General features: G+C 64.9%; 18 protein-coding genes and 1 pseudogene. 7 read left to right on the top strand and 12 right to left on the bottom strand.

The window, feature by feature from the left end; all coding sequences use genetic code 11:
- Window positions 1-88: 88 nt before the first annotated feature.
- The 4 genes from YY7_RS0134960 to YY7_RS0134945 all read right to left on the bottom strand — a co-directional run bounded on the left by YY7_RS0134960 (window position 89) and on the right by YY7_RS0134945 (window position 4,595).
- Window positions 89-976: a TauD/TfdA dioxygenase family protein gene (locus YY7_RS0134960; RefSeq protein ID WP_028167251.1), complete on the bottom strand. Its 888-nt coding sequence runs from the start codon at window positions 974-976 to the stop codon at window positions 89-91.
- A gap of 73 nt (window positions 977-1,049) precedes the next feature.
- The gene (locus YY7_RS53810) at window positions 1,050-1,748 is read right to left on the bottom strand and encodes a DUF2270 domain-containing protein (protein ID WP_051397090.1); all 699 of its coding nucleotides are present in this window, start codon (window positions 1,746-1,748) and stop codon (window positions 1,050-1,052) included.
- A gap of 125 nt (window positions 1,749-1,873) precedes the next feature.
- Window positions 1,874-3,424, bottom strand: coding sequence for an AMP-binding protein (locus YY7_RS0134950; protein WP_028167250.1), 1,551 nt, complete (start codon window positions 3,422-3,424; stop codon window positions 1,874-1,876).
- A 16-nt stretch (window positions 3,425-3,440) separates the two neighbouring features.
- Window positions 3,441-4,595, bottom strand: a complete 1,155-nt coding sequence (locus tag YY7_RS0134945; RefSeq protein ID WP_028167249.1) for an iron-containing alcohol dehydrogenase — start codon at window positions 4,593-4,595, stop codon at window positions 3,441-3,443.
- Between the two features lie 353 nt (window positions 4,596-4,948).
- On the opposite strand from YY7_RS0134945, the gene YY7_RS0134940 reads away from it, so the two are divergent.
- From YY7_RS0134940 to YY7_RS0134930, 3 genes are all read left to right on the top strand, one after another.
- A complete protein-coding gene (locus YY7_RS0134940) occupies window positions 4,949-6,085 on the top strand; it encodes an efflux RND transporter periplasmic adaptor subunit (protein ID WP_028167248.1) in 1,137 nt (378 codons plus the stop codon).
- Entirely contained in the window at window positions 6,082-9,237 is a 3,156-nt protein-coding gene (locus YY7_RS0134935; protein ID WP_028167247.1) for an efflux RND transporter permease subunit, read from the top strand. The genes YY7_RS0134940 and YY7_RS0134935 overlap by 4 nt, the downstream gene beginning before the upstream one ends.
- A 244-nt stretch (window positions 9,238-9,481) precedes the next feature.
- On the top strand, window positions 9,482-10,672 hold the full coding sequence (locus YY7_RS0134930) for an ABC transporter substrate-binding protein (protein WP_028167246.1): 1,191 nt from the start codon (window positions 9,482-9,484) through the stop codon (window positions 10,670-10,672).
- 180 nt (window positions 10,673-10,852) lie between these two features.
- On the opposite strand, the gene YY7_RS0134925 is transcribed toward YY7_RS0134930, so the two are convergent.
- From YY7_RS0134925 to YY7_RS0134910, 4 genes are read right to left on the bottom strand one after another with little or no spacing between them, the layout of a single operon-like run.
- Entirely contained in the window at window positions 10,853-11,242 is a 390-nt protein-coding gene (locus YY7_RS0134925) for an MAPEG family protein (RefSeq protein WP_028167245.1), read from the bottom strand.
- Window positions 11,243-11,267: 25 nt separating this feature from the next.
- On the bottom strand, window positions 11,268-12,350 hold the full coding sequence (locus tag YY7_RS0134920; protein ID WP_028167244.1) for a lipocalin-like domain-containing protein: 1,083 nt from the start codon (window positions 12,348-12,350) through the stop codon (window positions 11,268-11,270).
- On the bottom strand, window positions 12,340-14,802 hold the full coding sequence (locus YY7_RS0134915; RefSeq protein ID WP_028167243.1) for an ABC transporter permease: 2,463 nt from the start codon (window positions 14,800-14,802) through the stop codon (window positions 12,340-12,342). The genes YY7_RS0134920 and YY7_RS0134915 overlap by 11 nt, the downstream gene beginning before the upstream one ends.
- Window positions 14,799-15,473 carry an ABC transporter ATP-binding protein gene (locus YY7_RS0134910; protein ID WP_035691701.1) on the bottom strand — a complete coding sequence of 225 codons (675 nt, stop codon included), beginning with the start codon at window positions 15,471-15,473 and terminating at the stop codon, window positions 14,799-14,801. Before YY7_RS0134910 ends, YY7_RS0134915 begins: the two co-directional genes overlap by 4 nt.
- 145 nt (window positions 15,474-15,618) lie before the next feature.
- Between YY7_RS0134910 and YY7_RS0134905 the strand changes: the two genes are divergently transcribed.
- Window positions 15,619-16,911, top strand: a complete 1,293-nt coding sequence (locus tag YY7_RS0134905; RefSeq protein WP_028167241.1) for an MFS transporter — start codon at window positions 15,619-15,621, stop codon at window positions 16,909-16,911.
- A 385-nt stretch (window positions 16,912-17,296) separates the two neighbouring features.
- Entirely contained in the window at window positions 17,297-17,821 is a 525-nt protein-coding gene (locus YY7_RS0134900) for a DUF992 domain-containing protein (protein WP_028167240.1), read from the top strand.
- A gap of 195 nt (window positions 17,822-18,016) precedes the next feature.
- On the opposite strand, the gene YY7_RS0134895 is transcribed toward YY7_RS0134900, so the two are convergent.
- A complete protein-coding gene (locus tag YY7_RS0134895) occupies window positions 18,017-19,735 on the bottom strand; it encodes an N-acyl-D-amino-acid deacylase family protein (protein WP_028167239.1) in 1,719 nt (572 codons plus the stop codon).
- Between the two features lie 130 nt (window positions 19,736-19,865).
- Entirely contained in the window at window positions 19,866-20,060 is a 195-nt protein-coding gene (locus tag YY7_RS0134890) for a hypothetical protein (protein ID WP_028167238.1), read from the bottom strand.
- A gap of 169 nt (window positions 20,061-20,229) precedes the next feature.
- Between YY7_RS0134890 and YY7_RS0134885 the strand changes: the two genes are divergently transcribed.
- Window positions 20,230-20,436, top strand: coding sequence for a hypothetical protein (locus YY7_RS0134885; protein ID WP_028167237.1), 207 nt, complete (start codon window positions 20,230-20,232; stop codon window positions 20,434-20,436).
- A gap of 11 nt (window positions 20,437-20,447) precedes the next feature.
- Here YY7_RS0134885 and YY7_RS0134880 read toward each other — a convergent pair whose 3' ends face one another.
- Window positions 20,448-21,671, bottom strand: a complete 1,224-nt coding sequence (locus YY7_RS0134880) for an MFS transporter (protein ID WP_028167236.1) — start codon at window positions 21,669-21,671, stop codon at window positions 20,448-20,450.
- 171 nt (window positions 21,672-21,842) lie between these two features.
- Between YY7_RS0134880 and YY7_RS0134875 the strand changes: the two genes are divergently transcribed.
- Window positions 21,843-23,105, top strand: a complete 1,263-nt coding sequence (locus YY7_RS0134875) for a hypothetical protein (RefSeq protein ID WP_028167235.1) — start codon at window positions 21,843-21,845, stop codon at window positions 23,103-23,105.
- Between the two features lie 110 nt (window positions 23,106-23,215).
- On the opposite strand, the pseudogene YY7_RS60920 reads toward YY7_RS0134875, so the two are convergent.
- Window positions 23,216-23,383 (bottom strand): annotated as a pseudogene (locus tag YY7_RS60920) (IS5/IS1182 family transposase); the annotation flags it as partial.

Genomic DNA, 23,383 nt, shown 5'->3' with positions numbered 1-23,383 from the left:
CGTCTGAGCAACCAGCGTCGCGCGCATGACGATCGGCAATTCGGATGAACGCCGAGCCTGCGACAATTAGCGCTGCAGTGCGGACGTGCTATTCCGCGGCCTGTGGCGACGGCAGGCCCATGCTGGCGAGACCGTCGGCCTCGGTCGCCGAGATCGTGGTGCGGATCATCAGTCGCGGCTCGTGCGCCGGCCACGGCCGCCCGCGATGCATGGTGGCGCGGTTGTCCCACATGACGACATCGCCCTGCCGCCATTTGTGCAAGTAAGCTGTCCCCGGCGCGGTGGCTGCCGCCATCAATTCATCGATCAGCTTCTTGCCTGCCGCAGGCGCCATGCCTTCGATCGCATAGGCGTGCGATGCAAGATAGAGTGCGCCGCGGCCGTTGGTGGGGTTGCGCCACACCATCCGCCAGCACACCGGAGGCAACACCGCCATCTCCTCAGGCGTTGCAAGGCCGGGCGCGATCTGGTCGCGCGAATGCGCGTAGGAATGCCAGGCGAAGGAATTTTCGAGCTGCTTTGCGAGTCCCTCGTCCAGCAGTTCGAACGCACGGCGGGTGGAGACGAATTCGGTCTCGCCGCCATGATCGGGAATCACTCGTGCCGACAGGATCGAGGTCAGCGCCGGCACGCGCTTGAAGGAGGAATCGGTGTGCCAGAGCTGGTTGGCCTTGCTGCGCAGCGCCTGGCGATGATCGGGTGGCACCATGTTGCCGTCGGGACCGATGGTCGTGAGGATCACGAAATGCGATCCCGTTCCCATGGAACCGATTTTTGTCACTTCCGGCGGGCCGAAGCGGCGCGAGAACGCCAATTGCTTTTCGTCTGACACGTCCTGGTCGCGAAACACCAGGACCGAGTGCGCTTCAAATGCTGCACGCACTGCAGCATAAGCGGCCTTGCTTCTGGCGACATCGCCCAGCGTCACACCGCGAATTTCCGCAGCGAATCCCGGACCCACCCGGACCACGTCCATCGGCCATCCTCCCTAGTCTTTTTGTTGCTCAAGACTTAGGGCAAAAGCTGCAGTCGGGCAACGCGATGATGCATCAACCCATCGCGATGAGGCTCTGCCGCTCGCGTCGGTTGGCGATTTCGACGCGATATGTGACAAAAGCAAAAATCCCCCAGCTTGCATGGAAGAGAACTCCCGCAAGAACGACCAGGCCGCCCGGAATGGGACCGATCGCGGCGCGCTCCCAAACCTCGCCAAGCGTGGTCAGCGGCACCGGATGGATCGCGAGCTTGCCGTAATAGGCGATCGCCTGGATCGCGAAGATCCAGCCATAGGTGCGGCGCAGCCTTCGCCCGATCGCGCGCGCATAGCTGATGTGATAGCTCGGATTGCGGTAGTCATTGGCGAGCAGTTCGGTCCAGGCCGAATCCGGGTTAAGCCGTTCGCCACGGATCATCGGTGCGAAGAAATCGGTTTCGAACAGCCGCGCGCGGGCGCGCCAGACATTGAAATAGCGGTAGCGGCGGGCCTCGAACAGCAGGAACACGGTGACAAGCAGGCCGACGAGGACCATCGGCAAAGGCGACGCGTCGGCGCTGCTGTAGGTGGCCGACAAGGCAATGCCCGTTGTGACCACCGCCCAGTTCGTGGAGCTGTCGAGGCGCGTGCGCCAGACCGTGCTTCGGTAAACTTCGCCCCGGTAGAGGTGGGCGAGGGCGCCAATCTCTGCGGCGGTGAATTCGAGCCTTGGGGCCGATAGCGGCGTTGGCTCGCGTGGCTCGGGCAATGCCATGGCGTGCCTCCCGACGAAGCTGGCAGACGGGCAGGCACTATAGCGCAGACACGCCCCAGCGAGCGAGTCCGGTCTCGGCGCACACGTCCACGCCTTCGTCGCAGCGCGAGCGCAGATAGGCCAGCTCACACGATACGCGAGGTCTTGTTGCCCCAATAGCGGTCGCGCAACAGGCGTTTGTAGAGCTTGCCGGTCGGCAGCCGCGGCAGTTCCGCCTCGAAATCGATCGAGCGCGGCACTTTCTGGCGCGACAGCGATTGCGCGCAGAACGCGATCAATTCCTCGGCAAGATCGGGTCCCGGCACCACGTCATGCATCGGCTGCACCACCGCTTTCACCTCCTCGCCGAGATCGGCGTCGGGCACGCCGAACACGGCGGCGTCCGCGACCTTGGGATGGGTGATCAGGAGGTTCTCGCACTCCTGCGGATAGATGTTCACTCCGCCGGAGATGATCATGAAGGTCGAACGGTCGGTGAGATAGAGATAGCCGTCATCGTCGACATAGCCGACGTCGCCGACCGTGCTCATGCTGCCGTCCGCCGAGCGTGCCTCGCGCGTCCTGGCGGGATCGTTGAAATATTCGAAGGCCGAGGCGGTCTTGAACCACACCGTGCCCGGCGTTCCCTTTGGGCTCGGCTGCATGTTCTCGTCGAGGATATGCAGGTCGCCGAGCAGCACCTTGCCGACGGTGCCGCGATGCGAAAGCCACTCCTCGGTGTTGCAGGCGGTGAAGCCGAGACCCTCGGTCGCGCCGTAATATTCGTGGATGATCGGCCCCCACCAGTTGATGATGTCCTCCTTGACGAGGGCAGGGCAGGGAGCGGCGGCGTGGATCGCGATCTCCAGCGACGACAGGTCGTAGCGTTTGCGCACCTCCTCCGGCAGCTTCAGCATCCGCGAGAACATCGTCGGCACGAGCTGGCTGTGCGTGATACCCCATTGCTCGACGAGCTGCAGATAACGCTCAGGATCGAAGCTCTCCATGATAACGACGGTGCCGCCGACGCGGATGGTGAGATTGACGGCCGCCTGCGGCGCCGAATGATAGAGCGGCGCGGGCGACAGATAGATCATTCCCTCGCGGTAGTGCCAGAGTTTCTGCAGGAAATCGAACAGCGGCAGTTGCTGTGACGGCGCTTGCTCCGGCAGCGGCCGCAGGATGCCTTTGGGCCGACCTGTGGTGCCGGACGAATAGAGCATCGCGGTGCCGATCGCTTCATCCTCGATCGGCGTCGCAGGAAGGCCCGCAGTCACCTGCTGTAGCCCGACGATGCGATCGCTTTCGCCGTCGCCGTCGGCGACGATGCAGAGCTCGACCTGCGGACATTCCTTCAGCGCCTCGCGCGCGACGTCGAGTTTTGCCCTCGACGTGATCAGGATGCGCGACTGGCTGTTGGTGAGGATGTAGGCGAGCTCGCTTGGGGTCAGATAGGAATTCACGCAGGTGAAATAGAGGCCGGAGCGCTCGCCGGCGCCGCAGGCCTCCAGATAGCGATTGTTGTTCTCCATGAAGATCGCATAGTGCTCCAGCCGCTTCAGGCCGCATTTTCGAAACAGGTGCGCCAGGCGGTTGCTGCGCACCTCGAGCTCGCGATAGGTGACGGTCTCGCCCGTCGCAGCCATGATGAAGGCCGGTTGCAACGGGCGCAGATAAGCGTGCTTTCCGGTATACATCGGTGGAAAATGTCCCTCATGCTGCCAACACAAGAATCTCGCGGACCTGCTCGGGGCCCGCGATGGTGCGCGGATTGCGTGGAACCCATGGCGTCTTCATCGCCTGCGCCGCGATATGGTCGAAATGTTCGGGGCCGATCCGCACGTCCTGAAGGCTGCGCGGCAGGCCCAGTCCGCGGATGAAGTTGTCGAGCACGTCGCCGGCGTCCTGACCGGGATGGCCCATGGCGGCGGCGACCTGCGCCTGCCGCTCGGCATTGGCGGACTTATTCCAGCGCATCATCGCCGGCAGCATCACGCACGAAGTATAGCCGTGCGGCACGTCGAATTCGGCACCGAGCACATAGCCGATGCCATGGCTCGCGCCCATCGGCACGCCAGCGGCGAGCGGCCCGGTCGACAGCCAGGTGCCGATCTGGCAGTCCAGCCGCGCGTCGATATCGGTTGCGTCGGCTTTGACCCGCGGCAGGGCTTGCGCCAGCATCGACAGTCCCTTCAGCGCCTGTGCATCGGCATAAGGGTGCGATTCATTCGAGCAGATGCCCTCGACGCAATGATCGACCGCGCGGATGCCGGTCGAAAGCCACAGCCATTCCGGCGTATGCAGCGAAAGCCAGGGATCGAGGATGACGGCGCGCGGCATCACCAGGGGATGGGTCAGCAGCTCCTTGACCCGTTTCTTCTCGTTGGTGACACCGGCGATCGCGGTGAACTCGCCGCCTGCGATCGTCGTCGGCACGCTGATCTGTCGTACGATGGGTGCATTGATTTGAGGCGTTACGCCGTGGCTGGTGCGGACTTTGTCGATGTCGTCGGCCTTGCGGATACCATTGGCGAGGCATAGCTGCACCGCCTTGGCGCCGTCGGTGATCGAGCCGCCGCCGATCGTGACGATAAGGTCGGCTTTCGCGGCGCGCGCCTGCTCGGCTGCCGCGACCACGGCGGAGCGCGGCGTATGCGGCGGCATCGCATCGAAGGTGCCGGCGCAGGCTGTGCCCAGTGCGGCGCGGATTCGCTCGATTTCGTCGGTCGTGCGGTTGAGCGTTCCGCTGACCATCAGGAAGGCGCGCTGCGCGGCCACACGCGCCACCTGCTCGACGATCGCCTCAGCCGCCTGGCGGCCGAACACGACCTCCTCCATTGCGCCAAATACGACACGTCCTCGGTGCACGAGCCGACCCTCCCTGAAAGATTTATTTTCTTTGACGACAATCTAACGGAGCCGGAACGGCTCGTCATGCCCTTAGATGCGCCATCGGCGTCCGCGGGTGGGCTTTGCGGAGGTGATTGCCGCCTGCGTTGGCGTGCGGCCACGAAAAATGGACAGCGATTTTGCTTGATCCCGTCCCTCTCTTGAACAGACTGTCCTCCGGTCACATCTGTGACCTCCGCTGCGCGTAAGCTGCGGATCCGAGCGGCGTTACCCGCGCCGCCTGTGCTGTTCAGGGGGAGATCGACTTGGGCGCGAACGACAGGACGGGGAACCTCACGGCCAACTCACGGCGCGGCGTCAGCGCGCTTGGCCTGCTCATTGCCTTGGCAACGTCTGCCTTGGCATTGTCGGGCTGTGGCGACAAGCAGCAGCCACAGGCGGCGGCGCCGGCCCCTGCGGTCACGGTGGCGCAGCCGACCAAGCGCACGGTCACGGATTGGGACGAATTCACCGGGCGGTTCGAAGCGATCGAGGAGGTCCAGGTTCGCGCCCGCGTCGGCGGCTTCGTCACCAGCGTCGAGTTTCGCGATGGCGCCATCGTCCGCGCCGGCGACCTGCTTTACGTGATCGATCCACGCCCGTTCGAGGCCGTCGCCAAGCAGGCCGAGGGACAACTTGCGGACGCGCGCGCCAAGGCGGAGCTCGCCAAGCGCGAGCTCGACCGCGGCCTGAACCTGGTTCAGACCAGTGCAGTCTCCGAACAGGTCGTCGACCAGCGCCGTCAGGCCTTGCAGGCAGCCCATGCCGCCGAGACGCAGGCCGAGGGCGCGCTCAAGGCGGCCCAGCTCAACATCGAATTCACCCATGTGCTGGCGCCGCTCACCGGCCGCGTCAGCCGCCATCTCGTCAGCGTCGGCAATCTTGTGCAGGGCAGCGAGGGCGGCGCGACCCTGCTCACCTCGATCGTGTCGCTCGACCCGATCTACATCTATTTCGACGTCGACGAGGCGACCTATCTGCGGAACAACCGGCTCTGGTTCGAGGGCAAACGGCCGAGTTCGCGCGATACGCCCAATCCGGTCCAGGTGACGCTGACCGGCGAAACCAGGCCCTCGCACGAAGGCAAGATGGATTTCCTCGACAACCGGCTGGATGTCTCGACCGCCACCCTGCGGAGCCGCGCGGTGATTCCGAACAAGGATCTCTCGATCCTGCCCGGACAGTTCGGCCGCGTGCGGATCATCGGCAGCTCGCCTTATGAGGCGCTGCTCGTGCCCGACACGGCTATCGCCACCGACCAGTCGCGCAAGATCGTGTTCGTGGTCAAGGACGACGACACGGTGGAGGCAAAGCCCGTGACGCTCGGCCCGCTCGACGAAGGTCTGCGCGTGGTCCGCGAAGGCCTCAAGGCGGACGACCGCGTGATCGTCGATGGTCTGCAGCGCGCCCGCGTCGGCGCCAAGGTGAGCCCGCATCCCGCACAAGCCGCGAGCGGTGGCAAATCATGAACCTCGGGCGGCTTTCCATCAACCAGCCCATCCTGGCGATGGTGCTGTCGATCGTGCTCCTGATCGTCGGCGCGATCGCCTACACCACGCTGCCGGTCTCGGAATATCCGCAAGTGGTGCCGCCGACGGTGGTAGTCACCACCAACTATCCCGGCGCCTCCGCGCAGACCGTCTCCGACACCGTCGCTGCCCCGATCGAGCAGGAGATCAACGGCGTCGAGGACATGCTGTATCTCTACAGCCAGGCCACCTCGAACGGCCAGCTCACCATCACCGTCACCTTCAAGCTTGGCACCAACCTCGACACCGCCCAGGTGCTGGTGCAGAACCGCGTCGCGATCGCGCAGCCGCGGCTGCCCGAAGAGGTGCAGCGCAACGGCGTGACCACGCGCAAGAATAGCCCTGATATCCTGATGGTCGTGTTCATGCTGTCGCCCGATGACAGCTTCGACCAGCTCTACATCTCCAACTATGCGCTGCTGCAGGTTCGCGACCAGTTGCTCCGGCTCGACGGCGTCGGCGACATCCAGATCTTCGGCGCGCGCGATTACTCGATGCGGCTGTGGCTGGATCCCGACCGCCTCGCCAATCTCGGCTTGACCTCAACCGAGGTGCTGGCGGCGATCCGCGCGCAGAACCTGCAGATCGCGGGCGGACAGATCGCGGAGCCGCCGATTGCGGATCGCGCGTTCCAGCCCAACCTTGTCTTTACCGGCCGTCTCAAGGATCCCAGGCAGTTCGAGGATATCGTGGTCAGGGCCGGCGCCGACGGCCGCACCGTGCGCCTGCGCGACGTTGCCCGCGTCGAACTTGGCGCGCTGTCCTATAGCACCAACAGCTTCCTGCTCAAGAAATCGGCGGTCGGCATGCTGGTGACGCAGCGGCCCGGCTCGAACGCGCTCGCCACCGCCAAGGAAATCTCCGATACGATGGTCAAGCTCAAGGCGAGCTTCCCGAAAGGGCTCGACTACAATATCGGCTACAACCCGACCGAATTCATCGCACAATCCATCCACGAGCTGATCAAGACCATCTACGAGGCGATGCTGCTCGTCGTCATCGTGGTGCTGGTGTTCCTGCAGGGCTGGCGGCCGGCGATCATTCCGATCATCGCGATCCCGGTGTCGCTGGTCGGCACCTTCGCGGTGATGGCTGCGCTCGGCTTCTCGATCAACAATCTGACGCTGTTCGGCCTGGTGCTGGCGGTCGGCATCGTGGTCGACGACGCCATCGTGGTGGTCGAGAATGTCGAGCGGCATCTCGAGCACGGAATGAGCCGGCGCGATGCCGCGCTCAAGACGATGGAGGAGGTCGGCGGAGCGCTGGTCTCGATCGCGCTGGTGCTGTGTGCGGTGTTCGTGCCGACCGCATTCCTCGGCGGCATCTCGGGCCAGTTCTTCCAGCAATTCGCCGTCACCATCGCGGTCGCAACCGCGATCTCCTGCTTCTGCTCGCTGACGCTGTCGCCGGCGCTGGCCTCGCTGATCCTGGTGCCGCATGAGGAGAAGCGGCCGGCGGCGCGCTGGAATATCATTGCCCGTGGCTGGGAGAAGTTCACGGGCGTCTTCAACCGCCTGTTCGACCGCCTGTCGCATGGCTATGCCGCAGCGGCCGACTTCGTGATCCGCCATACGGCGGTGATGCTGCTGATCTATGTCGCGCTGATCGGAAGCGCCGGCTGGTTGCTCGCGACCACGGCACAGGGCTTCATTCCGGCGCAGGATCGGGGCTACATCATTGTGTCGGTGCAATTGCCGGGGGCGGCATCGCTGGCTCGCACCACGGCGGTGGTGCGCGAGATCGAGCGGATCGCGCTCGATACGCCGGGCATCGTGCGCGTTGCGGCCTTTGCCGGCTTCTCGGGCGCAACGCGCACGCAGTCGGGCAATGCCGCGGCGCTGTTCCCCGTGTTCGATGAGCCGGAGGCGCGCCAGAAGAAGGGGTTGTCGGCGACCGCGATCACGGCCGAGCTGCGCAAGCGCCTGTCTGTGATCCAGGGGGCCTTCATCATCGTGATCCCCCCGCCTGCGGTGCCGGGTATCGGCACCGGCGGCGGCTTCACCATCCGTATCCAGGATCGGCAGGGCCGCGGCCCCGAGCTGCTGGCTGCCGCGACCGACGAACTTGTCGCTGCCGCGCGCAAGTCGCCATATCTCACCTCGGTGTTCTCGCCGTTCACCGCGAATACGCCGCAAGTGTTCGTCGACATCGACCGCATCAAGGCGCAGAAGCTCGGCGTGCCGATCGCAAGCATCAACGACACCATCCAGACCTATTTCGGCTCGACCTACGTCAACGACTTCAACCTGTTCGGCCGCACCTATCACGTCACCGCGCAGGCTGACCTGCCGTTCCGCAAGGAAACCTCCGATCTCGCGCGGCTGCGGACACGCAATGCCGCGGGCGACATGGTGCTGCTCGGCAGCGTGGTCGAATTCCGCGACGTCTCCGGGCCCGACCGCGTCGCGCGCTACAACCTCTATTCGGCATCCGAGCTGCAGGGCGAGCCGGCGCCCGGCACGAGTTCGCAGACCGCACTCGACACCATCAAACAGCTCGCCGATGCAACGCTGCCGAGCGGTTTTGCGTTCGAGTGGACCGACCTGTCGTATCAGCAAATCACCGGCGGCAATGCCGGGCTCTACGTGTTCCCGATCTGCGTGCTGTTCGTCTATCTCGTGCTCGCCGCGCAATATGGCAGTTGGAGCCTGCCGTTCGCGGTGATCCTGATCGTGCCGATGTGCCTGCTGGCCGCGACCATCGGCGTGCGCATCATGGGACAGGACGTCAACATCCTGACCCAGATCGGTTTCGTCGTGCTGGTCGGCCTCGCCGCCAAGAACGCGATCCTGATCGTCGAGTTCGCGCGCGACATCGAGGCCGAGGGCAAGCCGCGGCTGGAGGCGGTGATCGAGGCCTGCCGCCTGCGGCTGCGGCCGATCCTGATGACGTCGTTCGCCTTCATCCTCGGCGTGCTGCCATTGGTGGTCTCGACCGGCTCGGGCTCGGAGATGCGCCAGGCGGTCGGGGTCGCCGTGTTCTTCGGCATGCTCGGCGTCACCCTGTTCGGCCTGATCTTCACGCCGATCTTCTACATGGTGGTGCGCGGACTCGCCGATCCCAGGCATCCGAAGAAGCCGGTGGAAGCTTGAGGGACCGGCCCGCTTACCGTCGCCGTCATTCCGGGGCATCGCGAAGCGATGAGCCCGGAATCCATTTCTCCGCCAGCGTATGCCGGCCGATGGATTCCGGGTTCGCGCTTCTCGCGCCCCGGAATGACGAGAAGAGAGGTCGGCGCAAGCCCCACTAATGGCTGAGCCGAAAGTGATGGGCAGCCGCAGGGTTATAAAATATCATTCGCTTATATTCCGAACAGAAACTGCAGGGAGATCATTTATGAAATCGGGATTGCTCGCCGCCGTCGCCCTTGGCGGCCTTTTGCTGTCAACTCCGAGTTTTGCCCAGGGCGTCAAGATCGGCATCCTGAACGACCAGTCCGGCGTCTATGCCGATTACGGCGGCAAGTATTCGCTCGAGGCCGCCAGGATGGCGATCGAAGATTTCGGCGGCGAGGTGCTGGGGCACAAGATCGAGCTCGTCACCGCCGATCACCAGAACAAGCCCGATCTCGCCTCTGCGATCGCGCGGCGCTGGTACGATACCGAAGGCGTCGACATGATCACCGAGCTGACCACCTCTTCGGTGGCGCTCGCGGTCCAGGAACTCTCCAACGAGAAGAAGAAGATCGACATCGTCGTGGGCGCGGCGACCTCCCGCATCACAGGCGATGCCTGCACGCCCTACGGTTTCCACTGGGCCTATGACACCCGCGCCCTGGCGGTGGGCACCGGCGGCGCGCTGGTGCAGGCGGGCGGCGATACCTGGTTTTTCCTGACCGCCGACTACGCCTTCGGCTACGCGCTGGAAAAGGACACCAGCGACATCGTCAAGGAAAAGGGCGGCAAGGTGCTGGGCTCGGTGCGCGTGCCCCTGAACTCGTCGGATTTCTCGTCCTTCCTGCTGCAGGCGCAGAGCTCGAAGGCGAAGATCGTCGGCCTTGCCAATGCCGGCCTCGACACCACCAACTCGATCAAGCAGGCGGCCGAGTTCGGCATCGTCAAGAGCGGGCAGAAGCTTGCTGGCCTGCTGATGACGCTGTCCGAGGTCCACGGTCTCGGGCTGGAAGCCGCGCAGGGTCTTGTGCTCACGGAAGGGTTTTACTGGGACCACGACGACGCCTCGCGCGCCTTCAGCGAACGCTTCATCAAGCGCACCGGCCACATGCCGAGCATGATCCACGCCGGCACCTATTCGGCGACGCTGTCCTATCTGAAGGCCGTGAAGGCCGCCGGAACCAAGGACAGCGATAAGGTGGCGAAAAAGCTGAAGGAGCTGCCGGTCGACGACGCCTTCGCGAAGGGCAAGGTGCAGGAGAACGGCCGCATGGTGCACGACCTCTACCTGTTCGAGGTCAAGAAGCCCTCGGAATCGAAGAAGCCGTGGGACTATTACAAGCAGCTCGCCGTGGTGCCCGGCGACAAGGCCTTCTTCACCGCCAAGGAAAGCGGCTGCCCGCTGACGAAGTGATGCTTTAGCAACCACTCGGTCGTCATCCCCGCGAAAGCGGGGATCCATAACCACAGTCGGTCGTTGGGTGCGCGCGAGCGGTTGCGGCGGAGCACACCACGAGCGCTTGCGGTTATGGGTCCCGGGTCAAGCCCGGGACGACATGGGAGTTTGAAGAGCCGTCAATCTCAAATAACCCTCTCAGGAAATCACCTTCCACGTCGCGGCCCCCAACGCGCCACCCCACAGCACGATGCACACCAGCGCCTGGATGCCGAAGCCGGGGCCGCGCTTTTCGACGGCTTGGCGATAGCCGATGAAATAGACGATGCGGCCGATGATCCAGACCACGCCGAGCGCGGCTGCGATCGCGTCGCTGATGTAGATCGCAAACAGCCACAGCGAGGGCAGGAAGATCGGCATCCATTCCAGCGTGTTCATCTGCACCCGGAAGATGCGCTCGAAATCTGGATCCCCCGAGATCGCCGGCAGCTTGACGGCGAATGTGTAACGCGCCCGCGCAACGGTCGCCGAGGTGAAGAAATAGAACGCGATCGCAAGGCAGGTGACGATCGCCGTGTCGTGATACATGGAGAGCCTCCCTTGAAGTCGCCGCTCAATAGCCGGTCAGTTCGAGATAGCCGACGCCGGCATGGCTGCCGGCAAAGCTGATCGGGCCCTCCCAGTAGGAAAAGCCCGTTCCCATCCAGCTTCGCGCGTTGAGCGGCCTGGTTTCGATTTTGACCCCGCGCGCAGGAATTTCGACCCGCCACGCCGTCGGCACCTTGCGGTCGCCGATCTCGGTGAAGGCGGTGGGCCTGATGCTGTTATCGCTTGCAGCGATCTCGCTTGATCTGCCGTCCGGTTCGATCCAGTTGCCGAACAGGTTGCTCTTGCCGTCCTTCTGGCGCAGCCGGTAGAGCATCAGCTTTTCATCATTGGGCAGATGCAGCGAGAACCAGTCCCAGCCGGTCTGGTCGGACGCGAGCGGCTGGCTGCTCCATTCGCGGTCCATCCAGGCCTGCCCGGTGACGTTGACAGGCTTGCCGTCGATGACGATGCGGCCGGCCGCCTTGAAGAAGGGCTGGCTGTAGTAATAGGACGCCTGTCCGCGATCGGACTTCATGCTGTAGCCGCGGTCGCCCTGCAGCACCAGCGCCCGCTCCGCATCGAGCCGGAGCTCGTAACTGAAATCCGCGCCCGTCGCGCTGAGTTTCAGCGGCGCCACTTTGTCCGCATTGAAGCCGTCGAGCCCACGCATCTCCCAGGCATCGATCCAGCCGACAAACGGACTCGTCTCGACGCCGGCCTGCCCGACGCCGCCGCGCGCAAATGTCTCGGCATAGCGATGGATGTCGGCGCGGGTGACCGCGGCGTGTCCCATCCAGATTTGCTGGTTGGCCCAGCCTTCAAGCTGCGCGCCGGCGCGCATCGCCTGCCGGAACAGCGTCCATTGCACGCCATGGGCCGTGCCAGCCGGATCAACGAGGTTCGCGGTCACATACCACCATTCGATGCGGAATTCCGGATGCGGGCCGTGATCGAGCGGAAAGACGAAACGCTTGCCAGGCGTGACAGGCGCAAACCCGTCGGCGGTCTCGCCAAGCCCGGCGAAGCCTTGCGCATGCGCCTGGCTTACGACGCCAACTGCAAGCGCGCCGCCCATGAACGCGCGGCGCGAGATCGGGTTAGCGTTCATTGACAAAGATCCGTATCAGGCTCGCCGGCTGCATCCGCGCCAGCCGGATGACAGGCAATAGCGCAGCCAACAGCGCCGCCGCCAGGGCAACGCCGAGCAGCTCCACCAGTTGCAACGGGAACACCTGGAACGGCAACCGCCAGCCGAAAGCTTTCACATTCACGACCGCGAGCAGGCACCACGCCACCAGAAGGCCGAGCGGCAGCGCGAACAGCGACGTGATCAGCGCCACCGCCATCGTCTTCAACAGTTCGATCCTCGCGAGCCGCTGGCGCGTCAGCCCGATCGCCCACAGCGGCGCAAGTTGCGGCAGGCGGGAATTCGCCAGCGTCAGGAGGCTCGTGAGCAGCGCGACGCCGGCGACGCCGAGCGTGAAGGTGTTGAGTGCTGACGTAACCGAGAAGGTGCGGTTGAAGATGCGTTTCGACTCCGCCTTCACCGTCGTCTGATCGGCGACGCTGCGGTCATCAAGGCCGAACTTCTGCTGCAGCTCGGCAATCAGCGCGGGCACGGCGGGCGGTGGGACGCGGAGGCCGAACCGTGTCTGCGGCACTTCCGGAAAGTGCCGCGTCAGCGCGGCAAAGTTCACCGCCACCTGGCCCTTGGGATTGCCGTAGTCGGCATAGATGCCGACGATCTCGAGCGGCCAGTTGCCGCCGGGCGCGGGCACCTCGATCCGGTCGCCGATCGCAAGCTTCAGCCGCCGCGACAATTGCTCGCTGGCAAAGCAGGTGTCGCCGGCGCGCAGGCGGTCCCATCCATCCGATCGCGATTCCAGCAGCGGCCAGTTGTCGCGAAAAGTCGCCTGATCGGGCAGGCCGAGCACCTCGATCGGCATGCCCGCAAGCTGCGCATCCGCGCGGCCGCCGGGCAGGATCGCCTGCACCTCGCTCCGCCCGCGCAGCCAGGTCTTGATCCCACTTGCCTGCGCATCACTGGCCGCGTTGACATAGACATCGGCAGCGAGCCGTCCGTCGAGCCAGACCAGGAAAGTGCGGCTGAAACTCTCCACCATGGTACCGACGCCGACATTGACTGCGAGCGCTAGCAACAGCGCCATCAGCGCCAGTGACAATCCCGGAAGCTGCTGGCGGCTGTCGGCCCAGAACCAGATACTGACCGGCCGCCCGGCGTTGCGTTGGCCGAGCGCAAGTGCGATCTCCAGAATCATCGGCAGGATCAGCGCGGCGCCGAGCATCAGCGCGGCGAGCACGGCAAAGCCCGAAAGCAGGGAATCGCCAAACCAGAGAAAGCCGCCGGCCACGGCAAAGGCGGCAAGCGCGGCAGCGCTCTGAAACACCAGCCAGCGCCGCTGCGCCTGCTGCCAGGCCTGCGGCTGCGCTGATGAGAGCACCGGCATGCGGATCGCCTTGGCAAGGCTCGCGGCGGCGGCCGCCAGCGCGCCGAGGATGCTGATCGCGATGCCGGCGAGCCACCACTCGCCCTTCAATGTCAGTTGTCCCGGAATCTGCGCGCCATACAGCCCGCGCAACGAGGCCGCGACGTCGGGTAGCAGCGCCGCGGCGATGACATACCCGCACATCAGTCCCACCAGGCCCGCGACCAGCGCGAGCGACACCAGCTCGGCTACCAGCACGCTGTTCAGCATCCGCGCCGACACGCCGCAGGCGCGCAAGGTGCGCAGCATCGGCAGCCGCTGCTCGAAGGCAAGCCCGATCGCGGAGTTGACGATGAAGAGGCCAACGAAGAACGACAACAGCCCGAACGCGGTCAGGTTGAGATGGAAGCTGTCGGTGAGGCGCTCGAGATCGGTTTCCGCGTTGGGCTCGACCAGGCGCAGCCGGTCGCCTGCGATGCTTTCGAGCGGCGCGCGCCTGGCGCTGGATTTGCCGATCAACACGCGCGAGATTTGATCCGGCATCTTCAGGATCTGCTGCGCCATCCCGATATCGACGACGAGCACGCCGGGCACGAGCTGCGCCTGCACGCGGAGTGGCGGCAGCAGCACGCCGCCATTCGACGATGGCCGCTCGCCCTCTTTGAGGCCAAGGTCTGCCAGCGTCTCCGGCGCCACCAGCATTTCACCGGGCGGCGTGACAAAGGACTGCAGATCGGTCCGGCCGATCACGGGCGCAGTGCTGACTTCGCCCGGCAGCGTCACCGGCTCGATGCCGAGCAGCCGGAATGGTCGTCCGCCGATCTGCAGGCGCCCCTCGACTACGGGCGAGACCGGCCAGCCGGCGCGGCGCAGATCGACGAAGAGGTGTTGCGGAAAACTGGTGCTGTCGCGACTGACGAGCATCGCGGTGCGGGTGCCGCCGAAGGTCGCCGCCGCCCGATCATAGGCGTTGCGCGCCTGCTGGTTCAGCGCCTGCACGCCGCTCCACAGCGCGGTCGCGGAGATCAATCCGATCAGCAGCGTCGCAAGCTGCATCGGATGCCGACGCCAATGGCTGAGCAGAACTGCCAGCGTCCACAGCGCCCGGCTCATGCGATCACCCCCGCATGCAAATTGACCTGGCGGTCGAGCAATGCTGCGAGCCGCGCGCTATGTGTCACCATCAGGAAGCCGCACCCGGTCCGCGCCACCAGATCGCGCGCCAGCGCCAGCACCTCGTCGGCGGTCTCTTCGTCGAGATTGCCGGTCGGCTCGTCTGCGAGCAGCAGCAGCGGCTTGGGCGCCAGCGCGCGGCCGATCGCGACGCGCTGCTGCTGGCCGCCGGACAATTGCTCCGGATATCGCTTCAAGAGCTGCGCCAGTCCAAGCCGCTGCACCAGTTCGTCGTGCCATTTCGGATCATGCCGTCCGGCGATCCGCGACTGAAAGGTAAGATTGTCTGAAACCATCAGGCTCGGGATCAGGTTGAATTGCTGGAACACCAATCCCAGCCGGTCGCGACGCAGTGCAGCACGACCGGCCTCGCCGAGGTTGGAAAGGCTGACGCCGTCGAGAACGATCTCGCCGCCATCGGCGGCATCGAGCCCGGCGATCAGGTGCAACAGCGTGCTCTTGCCGCTGCCGGATTCGCCGGTCAGCGCCACGCTTTCGCCCGCGGCAACCGCAAGGTTGACGCCGCGCAGCACCGCGATGTCCTCGCCGGCCGAACGATAGCTTTTCCTCAGGCCGGTGACCTCGAGCACGGGACGATTTCCACTTGGCATGCGCTGTCGATGCCACGGCAGGGCCTGCAGGTCAAAATCCGCGGTTGCCTTGTCAGGAAACCCAAGGCTAGCATCGGGCACAACCTGGCCGACAGAGCCGAACAACCGAGCCGAGCAAGCGAGAAAACCACGGGGAGAACCAAGCATGACCGCACAGCCGACGCCGAAAGGCGCCTGGAAGATCACCTTCCTCCTGTTCCTGTTCATGCTGGTGAACTTCGCGGATAAGATCGTGGTCGGCCTCGCCGGCGTGCCGATCATGACCGAACTGAAACTCGATCCGGAGCAGTTCGGCCTGCTCGGCTCCTCCTTCTTCTTCCTGTTCTCGATCTCGGCCATCGTGGTCGGCTTCATCGTCAACCGCGTCGAGACCCGCTGGGTGCTGCTGGTGCTGGCGCTGATCTGGGCGCTGGCGCAGTTCCCGATGGTCGGCACCGTCGGCTTCGCCACGCTTCTGATCTGCCGCATCATCCTCGGTGCGGGCGAGGGGCCCGCGGCGTCGGTGGCGGCGCATGCCATCTTCAAATGGTTCCCCGACGAGAAGCGAACCTTGCCGATTGCGATCCTGTCGCAGGGCTCGGCGTTCGGCGTGATCCTGGCGGTCCCGGCGCTGAACTGGATCATCGTCAATCACGACTGGCACTATGCGTTCGGCGCCCTCGGGATCGTTGGGCTGATGTGGGTGGTGGCGTGGGCGATCCTCGGCAAGGAAGGCCCGCTGGTGGAGAGCGCGGCGACGGCGGCCAGCGAGCAGCGCATTCCCTATTCGCGGCTTCTCACCTCGCGGACCTTCGTCGGCTGCGTTGCCGCCACCTTCGGCGCGTACTGGGCGCTATCGCTTGGGCTCACCTGGTTCACGCCCTTCATCGTCAAGGGACTAGGCTATTCGCAGCATCAGGCCGGCTTCGTTTCGATCCTGCCATGGGTGTTCGGCGCCGTCGTCGTCATGCTCACGGGCTGGGTTTCGCAGTCGTTGCTGGCGCGCGGTTTCACCACCCGCGGCGCGCGCGGCGTGCTCGGCTCGGTGCCGCTGATCGTCGGCGGCATCATCATGGCCATCATGCCCCATGTCGCGCCGGGCGGAATGACGATCGCGCTGCTCGTCTTCGGCTCCGGTCTCTGCGGATCGATCTATGTGGTCTGTGCACCGATGATCGGCGAGTTCACCCCGGTGTCGCAGCGCGGCGCCGTGATCTCGATCTATGGCGCGCTCTACACGCTTGCCGGCGTCCTGGCGCCGGCGGTCATGGGCAGCGTGATCCAGCACGCGGGGAATCTGTTCGACGGCTACATGACCGGCTTCACCATCAACGCCGCGATCATGATCACATCCGGATTGTTCGGCCTGCTCTTGCTCTGGCCCAACACCGAACGCGCAAGGCTGCGCGGCGAAGTGGTGCCCTCAAGCGAATTGAAGAGCGCGGTATCCCCGACATAGTTTCGGTGTAGTGAGGCTAACACAGCATCCGCGCACTCGAACCGCCTCTCCCCTTGTGGGAGAGGCCGGATTTCGCGCGTAAGCGGGAAATCCGGGTGAGGGGTATGCCTCCACGAGTCGTGGTCCCTCGATAGGCCGCACCCCTCACCCGCATCGCATTCCGCTTCGCTGCATGCGGTACGGCCTCTCCCACAAGGGGAGAGGCGGGAGCGCGCAGCGCCGTTCTCGCGCTTTCTTCGCGCCGTTTTCGTGGGGCAGGCAAAGCGACTTGTCCGCCGTAACTCGAACAGCGAAGGCAAAGTCAGCATCATCACCCGATTGTGGATGTCTGCCGAGGTTTCCCCGAGTTACAAGCGAGCGTTGAAATGTCAGATGGAGTGTCGCAGTGAACAAGAAAGTGATATTCAGAACGCTGAATGGCCTTGCAATCGGGGGAGCCTTGGCACTGGGGTTGGGAGCCGTTCCGGCTACGGCTCAGCAGCCGGGGCGAGTGAGGGTCGGAACGCTTTCCTGCAATATCGCCCCCAGCGTCGGCATGGTTATCGGGGGACAGCAGCAACTGAGCTGCATCTATGCATCTGCACGAGGCAGGACGCGTGACGCCTATCAGGGCACTATCAGCACGTTTGGGCTGGACATCGGTGCAACGTCCGGCGGTCAACTCGCGTGGGCCGTTTTTGCGCCGACCACGCTGCGCCGCGGAGCGCTGGCAGGAAGCTATGGTGGCGCCACCGTCGACGGTACGATTGGCGTCGGACTCGGGGCCAACGTCCTGGTTGGAGGCTCAGACCGCACGGTCAGCTTGCAGCCGGTGTCGGTCGAGGCCCAGACCGGCCTGAACGTCGCGGCAGGTATATCCAACATGGAGCTACGGCCGGCCGCGCCGCCCGCACGTCGTAGACCCTCATGAGCCAACCATAATCGGCGCTGCCAAAGTTCTGCGGCAGTGTGCCTGATCGGGTAAGCAACATTTCGTCCTTGCAGGGTGGGCAAAGCGACTTGTCCGCCGTAGCTCGAACAGCGAAAGCGTGCCCACCATCGCGAGCACAGCGCGTGATGGTGGACACGTCGCTGCGCTCTTTGCCCACTCTACGCCGCTACGCGCCTAATGCATCGCCTGCGTACCGCGAATAAGCCGGCCTGGCCTTGCGCCGGTGGCCGCGCCGCCGCGCTGCGTCACTACGCCCGAGACGATCGTCGCGTCATAGCCGTCGACCTGCTGCAACAATCGGCGGCCGCCGACGGGGAGATCGTAATGCACCTTTGGCGGATGCAGATGCAGCCGGTCGTAATCGATCACGTTGACGTCGGCTTTGTAGCCGGGCGCGATCAGGCCGCGATCGGAGAGGCCGACCGAGAGCGCGGTCTTGCGTGATTGCACCGCGATCACGAAGGGGATCGAGAGCTTCTCGCCGCGGGTGCGGTCGCGGGTCCAGTGCGTCAGCAGATAAGTCGGGAAAGAGGCGTCGCAGATGATGCCGCAATGTGCGCCGCCGTCGGAGAGGCCGGGCACCGAATTCGGGTCCAGCAGCATCTCGCGGGTCGCGTCGAGATTGCCGTCGGAATAGTTGAGGAACGGCACGTAGAGCATGCCGCGGCCCTCGTCGGTCAGCATCGCGTCATAGGCGAGTTCTTCCGGGCGTTTGCCGAGCCGGCGCGCCTGCGCGCCCAGCGTGTTCTCCGGCGGCTGCTCGTAGTCAGGCGGATTTCCGAGCAGATACATCTTGTCGTAGTTCGGCCGGAAGAACAGCGGATCGTCGGTGTCGCTGGCATTCTCGGCGAGGATCGCGGCGCGCACGTCAGGTTGGCGCAACCGCGCCACCCGCTCCTTGAGCGGCAGGTGCGCGATCGCCTTGTAGCTCGCATGGGTCTGGAACGGGTTGCGCGACAATTCAAGCCCGAGCATCAGCCCGACCGGACGCGCGGCGATCTGCGCGGTGATCGAGAGGCCGCGGCGGCTTGCCTCGTTGATGGTGTCGAGCGTCTGGCGCCAGCGTCGCGGCGACTTGTCGTTCTGGGTGATCGAGAACGAGATCGGGCATTTCGTGTTCTCCGCCACCCGCAGCATCATCGGCAGGTCTTCGTGGACGGTGGAGAGATCGAGCACGAATTGCAGCACGCTGCGGCCGACGCCATGCATCGCGCCCGCGATCGCGGTCAATTCGTCCTCGCCCGCCTTCAAGGTCGGCGTGAAGTCGCCGGTCGAGGTGCGGTGGTTGAGGGTGCGCGAGGTGGAGAAGCCGAGTGCGCCGGCGCGTACCGCATCGCCCGCCAGCGCCGCCATCTGCCTGTTATCCTCCACCGTGGAAGGATCGCGCCGCGCGCCGCGTTCGCCCATCACATAGACACGCAGCGCCGCATGCGGCAGTTGCGCGCCGATGTCGACGTCGAAGCTGCGCTTCGACAGCCAGTTCATGTAGTCGGGAAAGCTCTCCCATTCCCAGGGAATGCCGGCGCTCAGGACCGGCTCGGGAATGTCCTCGACGCCTTCCATGAGCTGGATCAGTCTGGTGTGGTCGCTGGGCCGGCACGGCGCAAAGCCGACGCCGCAATTGCCCATGATCGCCGTGGTGACGCCGTTCTGCGAGGAGGGCGTGATGTCCTGGCTCCAGGTCACCTGGCCATCATAGTGGGTGTGAACATCGACGAAGCCTGGCGCCACCAGCTTGCCGCGGGCGTCGATCTCCTCCTTGCCTTTGCCCGCGACCTTGCCGACCTCGGTGATCTTGCCGTCCGCGATCGCCACATCGGCTTCATAGAGGTCCCCGCCGCTGCCGTCCGCAAGGGTGCCGCCGCGGATCACGATGTCAGGCGCTGAGGTCATGGCGCTTCATCCCGATTTGTTGTTGTTGCCGCGCATCATGGATCGCCCTCCGAGGCTGTCAACCGGCAGTGGTGGGGCTCTGCAATGCGCTATGGCGCCGCAACCTGGAAATATGCGGTGACGTCAAAGCCTAGTCCATGTCGCGGAAAGCGTGACCGTTGGTTTCGATCCTTTTCACAAGGTCTGGCGGCAATTCGGCTTGTGCCGCCGTGCCGTCAAATGCCCATTGCTTGGGATCGGCCAGATCAGGAAGACCGGCCCCTTTGCGCACATAGAGGCCTAACGTCGGCTTCTGCGGATTAATGTAAAGATCGTACTCCTGCATTGAGATGTCTCCTCTTCTGTTGCCAGCTCGGGATCGCATCAAGCCGCGTTGGCTCGTCTCCCTGTCAGATTATCGCGATCGGTTACAGCCGTAAGCATTTAGTTCGAGGCAGTGATCGGACCGTAACAGGCGCACCGCAGAGTCCCCTGGATCACTGCGGAGATCTCTCGTGACCGCGACCACCATAGCCAACGAGCGCGCGCTTTCCATGCAGCCAGCCGAGGCCGGCGATCACGCTATCGGCGCCACGCGCGTGCCGACACGTCGAGACCGGAGCGTTCGCGCGCTTCAGACCATCTATCTCGGTATCGCCTGTTATGTCGGCCTGAACGATTGCGCGGATCGTCTGGAAGCAATCGCTCGCGAGGACACCTGAAAAATAGGTCGTCAGGCCGCGGCGCGCGCTTCCGATCCCTGCGGCTTGCGGTCGGTGACGAGGGCGAGCAGCACCGTCGCCACCATGAACGCGGCGGACGCGCCGAACACCCAATGCGGCAGGTTGTGGTCCATGATCCAGCCGAACAGCAGCGGGCTTGCGATGCCGCCGAAGTTGAAACCGGTGGAGACGATGCCGAAGGCGCGGCCGGCCGCGCCCGGAGGCGCCGCGTTGCGCACCAGCATGTCCCGCGAGGGCGTGATCACGCCGCCGAGGAAGCCGGCCAGGCCAAGCGCTGCGGTCAGCACTGCCGATGGCAGGTTGACCAGCGCTATCAGCAGCACGATCGCGGCATTGACCACAAAGCAGGCCGCCGCCACCTGGCTATGACGGTGGGTGCGGTCGGCGAGATAGCCTCCGGCGAGCACGCCCGCCGCGCTGGCGCCGAGGAACGCGGTCAGCGCGATATTGGCCGACGAGAACGACACGCCATAGCCGCCCATCAGCGCCACCACGCCGAAATTATTGATCCCCGCGCTCGACAGGCTGAGCAGCGTGAAGAACACGGTCAGCACCATGATCGCCGGCGTCATCACGCTGGTTTTCACCTTCTCACTGCCCTCGGGCCTGTCCTTCGCGGCGCCCGCGTCGGGGATGCCCATGATGACGAGCAATAGCGCCACCAGCGGGCCGACGGCGCCGGCCACCATCAGCGCGCCGAGCCCGCCGATTGCCGCGACCAGCGCCGCCATGATCGCCGGCGCCACCGCGCCGCCGAGGAAGCCGGCAAAGGTATGGACCGAGAACGCCCGGCCCATCCGCGCCTCGTCCATATGCGCCGACAGGATCGCGTAGTTGGCAGGGTGATAGACGCTGTTGGCGAGCCCGAGCGCGATCGCGCATGCGATCAGCGCGGGATAGCTCAAATGCGTACCGAGCCCGATCAGGGCAAAGCCGCCCAGGCAGAGCCCGATCAGGAGGATTTTTCGCGCGCCGATATGGTCAGCGAGATAGCCGATCGGCGCCTGCGTCAGGCCGGAGACCAGCGCGAATACGGTCAGCGCGAAGCCGAGCTCGATATAGCCGACGCCGAGCCGGTCCTTCAGGAACGGGAACAGCATCGGCAGCACGAACATATGGAAATGGCTGACCCAATGGGCGATCGAAATCCCCGTCAGCGTGCGCACCGCGCTGTCGGTCTTCAATTGCTGCGGTGCGGCGAGAACATCAGCCATATCAGTGAGAAGCCCCTAAATGTGACGCCCGGCGGGGCTGCCACGAAAATATCCATCGCGAGTTATTTGTCCATGAAGGCCACTGCATGGCTGCCCCGGCGAACCGCGACCGAGCGACATGCGGCATTAAAGCGGCAAGACAAGCAACTCGCATTGCAGCAATGATCTGGCATGACCGATCCGGCGACAAAGCTGCGAGTCCTGATCCCCGAGGGGGCGAGCACCTCGGCGCGCGAGGCGATCACGATCCTCGGCCTTGCCGGGCACCATGTCGAAGTCTGCGATCCCTCGCCCTGGTGCCTGTCGCGCTATTCGCGCTTCGTGCGCAAATTCCATCGCTGCCCGGGGTTGCGGCACGATCCCGAGGGATTCCTCGGCTTCATCGAGCGGCTGCTGGAGGCGCCGTTCGACGTGCTGCTGCCGACCCATGAGCAGGGCTTTCTGTTCGCGCGCGCCGAGCCGCGGCTGAAGGGCCGCGTCGGCCTGGCGCTGCCGCGGTTTGGCAGCTACCGGATGGTGCACGGCAAGGCCGGCTTCAGCCGTCTGCTTGGCCAATTGGGCCTGCCGCAGCCGCCGACTCGGATCGCGACGTCGGAGAGCGAGCTGCGCGACGCCATCCGCTTTCCTTCCGTGATCAAGACCTCGGTCGGCACCGCGAGTCGCGGCATCTGGTTCGTGCGCGACGAAGCCGATTTCAACATCGCGCTGTACGAGCTCGGCGCCAGCGACGCCTTTGCCGATGAGGTTCTGATGCAGGATCTCGTCACCGGCACGACGGAGAAGGCGCAGTCGGTGTTTTGCTTTGGGAAGCTGGTCGGCTTCCACGCCTATCGGCAGATCGCGCCCGGCGTCGGCGGCGGCGAGGCGATCAAGGAAAGCATCAGCCGTCCGCAGGTGCGCGCCTATCTGGAAGCGATCGGGGGAGCGCTGGCCTGGCACGGCGCGCTGTCGGTCGATTATGTCGCGCCGATCGACAGCGCCGTACCGCTATTGATCGACTGCAATCCGCGTTTGGTCGAGCCGCTCAATGCCTTCCGCGCCGGCACCGACCTCGTCGATCTGCTGCTGCGCCTGTCGCTCGGCGAGACGCCACAACCCTTGCCTGAGAGTCGCGCCGGCGTGCGGACGCATTTGGCGATGCAGGCGCTGCTCGGCCACGCCTCCCGCGGCGGCACCAGGCGCGACATTCTGGTCGAGTGCGGCGATCTGTTGAAGACCTCGGGGCCCTACAACGCCAGCACCGAGGAGCTGACGCCGGTGCGGCTCGACTGGCTCAGCGCCGTGCCGCTGATGATGACGGTCGGCCTCACTCTGGTCTCGCCGAAACTGGCAAAGACGGTCGCCCGCGGCGGCTTCGGCGCGCATCTGCTCGATGTGAAGAGCATCCGCAAGATCGAGCGCGACGATTTCGCGGGACTGCATCAGCCGTCGTAGAGCCTGAGAACCAATTCGGTTTTCGGGTAGACGGCATCCGAAGTAGCGGATGTTGAAGACCTCGACGGTGGAGCGGGGCGGGATTTGCGCGCCGCTATGGTTTGGCGCAGCTATGGGTTGGCGAGGCGATGTCCCTGCAGGATGTTGTTGGTGAGGGCGTACCAGAGCACGACGGCTCGGACCTTTTCGATGCCGCGCACCGTCAATTGCCTGAGGTCCCAGTTGCGCCAGCGGGCATGGATGCATTCGCAGATCGAGCGGGCCTGGTACTGTGCCTT

The sequence above is a fragment of the Bradyrhizobium elkanii WSM2783 genome, from assembly GCF_000472865.1.
Classification (GTDB): domain Bacteria; phylum Pseudomonadota; class Alphaproteobacteria; order Rhizobiales; family Xanthobacteraceae; genus Bradyrhizobium; species Bradyrhizobium elkanii_A.
The sequence above is the reverse complement of the archived record's forward strand: the minus strand, read 5'-3'. Positions and strand labels throughout refer to the sequence as shown.

Coding starts and splice junctions, on each gene's coding strand:
- YY7_RS0134960 (WP_028167251.1), bottom strand. CDS start 976: ATGGACGTGGTCCGGGTGGGTCCGGGATTCGCTGCGGAAATTCGCGGT.
- YY7_RS53810 (WP_051397090.1), bottom strand. CDS start 1,748: ATGGCATTGCCCGAGCCACGCGAGCCAACGCCGCTATCGGCCCCAAGG.
- YY7_RS0134950 (WP_028167250.1), bottom strand. CDS start 3,424: ATGTATACCGGAAAGCACGCTTATCTGCGCCCGTTGCAACCGGCCTTC.
- YY7_RS0134935 (WP_028167247.1), top strand. CDS start 6,082: ATGAACCTCGGGCGGCTTTCCATCAACCAGCCCATCCTGGCGATGGTG.
- YY7_RS0134930 (WP_028167246.1), top strand. CDS start 9,482: ATGAAATCGGGATTGCTCGCCGCCGTCGCCCTTGGCGGCCTTTTGCTG.
- YY7_RS0134925 (WP_028167245.1), bottom strand. CDS start 11,242: ATGTATCACGACACGGCGATCGTCACCTGCCTTGCGATCGCGTTCTAT.
- YY7_RS0134920 (WP_028167244.1), bottom strand. CDS start 12,350: ATGAACGCTAACCCGATCTCGCGCCGCGCGTTCATGGGCGGCGCGCTT.
- YY7_RS0134915 (WP_028167243.1), bottom strand. CDS start 14,802: ATGAGCCGGGCGCTGTGGACGCTGGCAGTTCTGCTCAGCCATTGGCGT.
- YY7_RS0134910 (WP_035691701.1), bottom strand. CDS start 15,473: ATGCCAAGTGGAAATCGTCCCGTGCTCGAGGTCACCGGCCTGAGGAAA.
- YY7_RS0134905 (WP_028167241.1), top strand. CDS start 15,619: ATGACCGCACAGCCGACGCCGAAAGGCGCCTGGAAGATCACCTTCCTC.
- YY7_RS0134895 (WP_028167239.1), bottom strand. CDS start 19,735: ATGACCTCAGCGCCTGACATCGTGATCCGCGGCGGCACCCTTGCGGAC.
- YY7_RS0134890 (WP_028167238.1), bottom strand. CDS start 20,060: ATGCAGGAGTACGATCTTTACATTAATCCGCAGAAGCCGACGTTAGGC.
- YY7_RS0134880 (WP_028167236.1), bottom strand. CDS start 21,671: ATGGCTGATGTTCTCGCCGCACCGCAGCAATTGAAGACCGACAGCGCG.
- YY7_RS0134875 (WP_028167235.1), top strand. CDS start 21,843: ATGACCGATCCGGCGACAAAGCTGCGAGTCCTGATCCCCGAGGGGGCG.